Below are 3,077 nucleotides of genomic sequence, written 5' to 3'. Positions count from 1 at the left end.
CCCCGGCTCCCGTGGCGGGCAGGGCCGGGCTCTCCTGCCCGTGAGGGTGCCGGGTGTTCTTGCGACCTGTCGGGTTTTGCCGATAGAATGGCGGGGAACCGGCTCCGGAACCGCGCCGCGGCACAGGCAGGCACGTGGGTGGATGACAACCCTCTCGACCCGCTGGAAGGCCTCCCAAAGGCCCGGCACGCCCGGAGGGTTTGAGCCTACCGATCCTGGAGGAACCCTCACACAGGAGGTAAAGCACCCTACCATGCCAGAACGGCCAGGAAGGCTCGCTGTCGTCTGCGGCCCTATGTTCAGCGGTAAGTCCACCGAACTCCTGCGCCGGGTGCGCCGTTCGCAGCGCGCCCGGGTTCCCGTCGTTTTGTTCAAGCCGGCGCTCGACACCCGCTCGGCCACGGTCAGGAGCCACGACGGCCTGGAAGTTGACGCCGTCGCGGTCGCCACGGCCTCGCAGGTGCTGGAAGCCCAGCGCCTCATCCCGCCGGGCGGGCTCGTGGCCGTTGACGAGGCGCAGTTTCTCGAGGGGCTCGTGCCGGTGGCCCAGCAGCTCCTGCTGGCCGGCTACTCGGTCGTGGTGGCGGGCCTCGACCTGGACTATCGCGGCATGCCGTTTGGCGATATGCCGGTGTTGCTGGCGCTTGCCGACGAAGTGGTCAAGCTCTCGGCCGTGTGCGTCAAGTGCGGGCGCGATGCCACCCGCACCCAGCGCCTCGTGGGCGGCGAGCCGGCCGGCCTCGGGGAGCTGGTGGTCATCGGCGGGGCGGACTCCTATGAACCGCGCTGCCTGGCCTGCTGGGTGAACCCTGCCGATGTGAAGGCTGGCCACGAGAAGCGGACGGCGGCAGGCCAGAACCCGGCGGGGAGCCTTCGCGGTCAGGTCACCCTGCCTGGCTGAAAGAGAGGCTGGCGAAGGGGTCGGCGCGCTCGATGGTCTCCTCTGCCGAACGCCCCACCGAGACGATCTGCACGGGAACCCCGGTGAGTTCCTCGATGCGGGCAAGGTATCGGCGGGCGTTTTGCGGCAGTTCCTCGAAGCGGCGGCAGACCCGGATCTCCTCTCGCCAGCCCGGGAGCGTCTCGTACTCGGCCTCGCAGCCTTCCAGCACGTCGAGGCGCGCCGGGAAGCGGTCGATGCGCTCGCCGCCGGGCGTGCGGTAGGCCACGCCGATCTTCACCTCGTCGAGGCCGCTCAGCACGTCCAGCAGCGTGACCGCCAGGCCCGTGAGCCCGCCGACCTCGACGGCCCAACGCACCACCACCAGGTCAAGCCACCCGCAGCGCCGCGGCCGGCCGGTGGTTGTCCCGTACTCCCGCCCCCGCTCGCGCAGGTAGTCGCCGATGCGGTTGGGCTGCTCCGTGGGGAACGGCCCGTGGCCCACCCGGGTCGCATAGGCCTTCATGACCCCCACCGCGCCTCGAACCAGCCACGGCGGGATTCCGAGCCCTTGGGGCGCCCCCGCCGCCGTGGTGAACGACGAGGTCACGTAGGGATAGGTGCCGAAGTCCAGGTCGAGCAGGGTCCCCTGCGCGCCTTCGAGCAGCACCCGCTGCCCCCTGTCCAGCGCCTCCCGGAGCAGGCGCGCCGTGTCCGTTACCATCGGCCGCAGCTTCTCGCCGTACGCCCCGTACCGCTCGACCAGTTCGTCGAGGTCAAGGGGGGGCTGGCCGTAGAGCTGCTCCAGCAAGCGGTTCTTGCGCGGCAGGATGTCGCCAAGGCGCGCCGCCAGCGCCCTGCGGTCAAGCAGCTCCGCCAGGCGGATCCCGTCTCGCCCGGCCTTGTCGGTGTAGGCCGGCCCGATCCCGAGTCCCGTCGTGCCGATGGCGCGCAGGCCCCTGGCCTGTTCCTGGAGGTGGTCCAGCAGGTGATGGTAGGGCATGACGACGTGCGCGCGGTCACTCAGGCGCAGGCGGCTCGTGTCGACGCCGCGCCGCTCGAGGTCGGCCATTTCTTCGAGCAGCCGCGGCGGGTCGATGACGGCGCCGTTGCCCACCACCGGCGTTCTCCCGAAGAGAATCCCGGACGGCACCTGGTGAAGCCGGAACTCCTGGCCCTCCAGCACGACGGTGTGGCCGGCGTTGGCTCCGCCGCCATACCGTGCGACCACGTCGGCACGGCCGGCAAGGTACGCCACCACCTTGCCCTTGCCCTCATCGCCCCACTGCGCACCAACGACTGCCAGCGCCGGCATGTTGCCGACCCCCACCTCCACGAAATGGTCGCGCCCCGATCTGCCCTCGCGCGGTTAATTCCCCACCGAACGGCCACAATACCTTTCGAGACACCGGTGAATGCCGGTCGGATTCGACCCGCCTCGTTATCGAGGCTGGCGGAAGAGCCTCGCCACAAAGCGACGCCTTCCGCAGGTTCTCAAGAACCTGTCGAACTCCCACCGGCCTCTTCACCGGTGTCTCGCTTGAAGGCCAGGCCGCCCCAGCCATTGCAGTGCCGCGCCACGGGGCAACGGCTCAGACAGACTCCCACGTTTTGCGTGGCGCACAACTCCCGGCCGTGGCCGGACAGGATGCTGCTGTCCCCGCCGAAGTGGCGCTGCACGAGGGCTTCCAGTTCGCCCCCGCGGAACGGCGGTGCCGCCAGCCTCAGTCTGGCTGCCGCCTGCCTGAGGTGTTCGTCGGCGTAAAACGCCGCGGGATGCCGGTGTGCGCCCGGCCAGGCGCCGAGGCGCCCGAGTTCCCGGACCAGCCACGACGCCAGCCGGTCGATCCCCACAAACGAGCGGCGGAGCTGCCGGACGGCCTGCTCCGGGGATCGCCCGGCCTCGGCGTAAAGGTTGTTGAGATCGCCGTGCCAGCGCTCCAGCAGGGCCCGGGCGGCGCCGGCGAGGCGCCGCCGCTGGAGATCTTTCCGCACCGGCCCGCGGTAGGAGCGCGCCATGACCCGGTCCACGGCCTCGCACCAGTCGGGCCGCGCGGCCGCCGCCGCCCGGATGTCCAGCAGCCCCGCCCGGCGCAGTTCGCAAAAGGTCTCCTCCACGCTGGCACGGCGCACCGGCGCTCCCATCAGGATGGTGAGCGCCAGGAGTTCCCAACGTCCGGCGGGCGTGCCGGCGTCG

Annotated in this window: 3 protein-coding genes; 1 reads left to right on the top strand and 2 read right to left on the bottom strand. The window is 70.9% G+C overall.

The window, feature by feature from the left end; all coding sequences use genetic code 11:
• The first annotated feature begins 253 nt into the window (after nucleotides 1–253).
• Complete coding sequence (locus AB1609_13540) at nucleotides 254–901, top strand: thymidine kinase (GenBank protein MEW6047483.1); 648 nt, start codon at nucleotides 254–256, stop codon at nucleotides 899–901.
• On the opposite strand, the gene AB1609_13535 is transcribed toward AB1609_13540, so the two are convergent.
• The gene (locus tag AB1609_13535) at nucleotides 885–2,195 is read right to left on the bottom strand and encodes an adenylosuccinate synthase (protein ID MEW6047482.1); all 1,311 of its coding nucleotides are present in this window, start codon (nucleotides 2,193–2,195) and stop codon (nucleotides 885–887) included. The two genes, AB1609_13540 and AB1609_13535, sit on opposite strands and share 17 nt — an antisense overlap.
• A 179-nt stretch (nucleotides 2,196–2,374) precedes the next feature.
• On the bottom strand, nucleotides 2,375–3,077 hold a 703-nt coding region (locus AB1609_13530; protein ID MEW6047481.1), incomplete at its 5' end, for a hypothetical protein.

This window comes from Bacillota bacterium (assembly GCA_040754675.1).
In the GTDB taxonomy this organism is placed as follows: domain Bacteria; phylum Bacillota; class Limnochordia; order Limnochordales; family Geochordaceae; genus Geochorda.
Note: the sequence above shows the minus strand (reverse complement) of the source record. Positions and strands in the feature narration are given on the sequence as shown.